Annotated in this window: 1 protein-coding gene; it reads left to right on the top strand. The window is 34.0% G+C overall.

Annotated elements, in window-relative coordinates:
- Positions 1-1,532: DNA polymerase III subunit gamma/tau (locus tag MV052_RS08500; RefSeq protein WP_297443191.1), on the top strand; the 1,532-nt coding region annotated here is incomplete at both ends.

The raw sequence follows: 1,532 nt of genomic DNA, 5'->3' as shown, positions 1-1,532 counted from the left end.
GTTACAAAAACTCTTGCTCTTGCATTAGAACAAAACAGACTCTCACATGCATACTTGTTTTCAGGTCTAAGAGGAAGTGGAAAAACCTCAACTGCTAGAATTTTTTCAAAAGCTTTGGTTTGTGATAATGGTCCTACTCCAACTCCTTGTGAAGTTTGTGAGCACTGTAAAATGACAAATGAAAACAGGCATATTGACATTATCGAGATGGACGCAGCATCTAACCGTGGAATTGACGACATAAGAGACCTTATAGAGCAGACAAAATATAGACCTAATAGTGCTAGATTTAAGATCTTTATTATTGACGAAGTTCATATGCTTACACCTCCTGCTTTCAATGCACTTTTAAAAACACTTGAAGAACCGCCAGAGTTTGTCAAGTTTATACTTGCTACAACTGATCCTTTGAAACTTCCTGCAACCATACTTTCAAGAACCCAACACTTTAGATTTAAGCAGATTGCTACAGTTGACATTAGCAACCACTTAGCACACATACTAAATCTTGAGAACATTAGTTATGAAACAGAGGCACTTAATATGTTAAGTCGTGCAGGCAATGGCTCACTTAGAGATACTCTTACCATACTTGACCAGGCTATTATATTTTCAAAAGGTAATATCACTCCAGAGACTATAGCCTCAATGCTCGGTCTTTTAGACCCAAAACAGCTAGATATGATATTTGATACAATACTAAACAATGATAGAGAAAAACTAACTAAACTTGTAAAAGAGTTAGAGAGCTATGAGTGCGAAGTAGTTATAGATGAACTTATTGCATACCTAAAAGACTCTTTTTTCAACTCTGATGGACGATTTTCTACTCTTTTAACAGAGAGATTTTTTAGAATTTTGAGTGAATCAAAAAATCTTCTATTTCTTAATGCAGACAATGGATTTGTTCTAACTCTAGTGTTTTTCAAAATGCTAGAGGCCATGAATATTAAAACTATAGAGGAGATGATAAACTCGCTTGAAGATGAAAAGTTTAGAATTCCCACAAAACCACAAAATATTGAGCAACCAAAAACCAATGCTGCTATAAATCCTGTGGTTAAAAATGTCCCTGAAGAGCCTCTACATGTAGATGAGAGTGGAATAAAACTTTTTAAAGAGCTAATTTTAAAACTAGAAGATAGAAGTTATGAGCTAGGAAATAGTTTTAGAACATATATTGAATACAACAGTTTTGAAAATGGCATACTTACATGGTCATCTTCTGCAGATGATGATAACAAAAAGATACTAAAGCATGGCTATCCAATCATAAGACAATTTGTACAAGAGATATTTGGCATAGATACTCAGATCAAAATGAGTCAAAGCCAAAAAAAAAAGTTAATTGATAAAGAAACTATAGAACAAGAAAAACCAAATCCAAATGAGGGTTCAAACACAGAGAGCTGCATCAGCGGACATATCACCAAAGACAAAAAAGAGTTAGAGGTCAAAGAGATACTCAATGACCCATTTGTCAAAAAGATACAGGACCTTTTTGAGGTAAAAGAGATTAAAATATATCCTAA

Origin of the sequence: Sulfurimonas sp. (assembly GCF_026988655.1) — a bacterium.
Classification (GTDB): domain Bacteria; phylum Campylobacterota; class Campylobacteria; order Campylobacterales; family Sulfurimonadaceae; genus Sulfurimonas.
The sequence above is the reverse complement of the archived record's forward strand: the minus strand, read 5'-3'. Positions and strand labels throughout refer to the sequence as shown.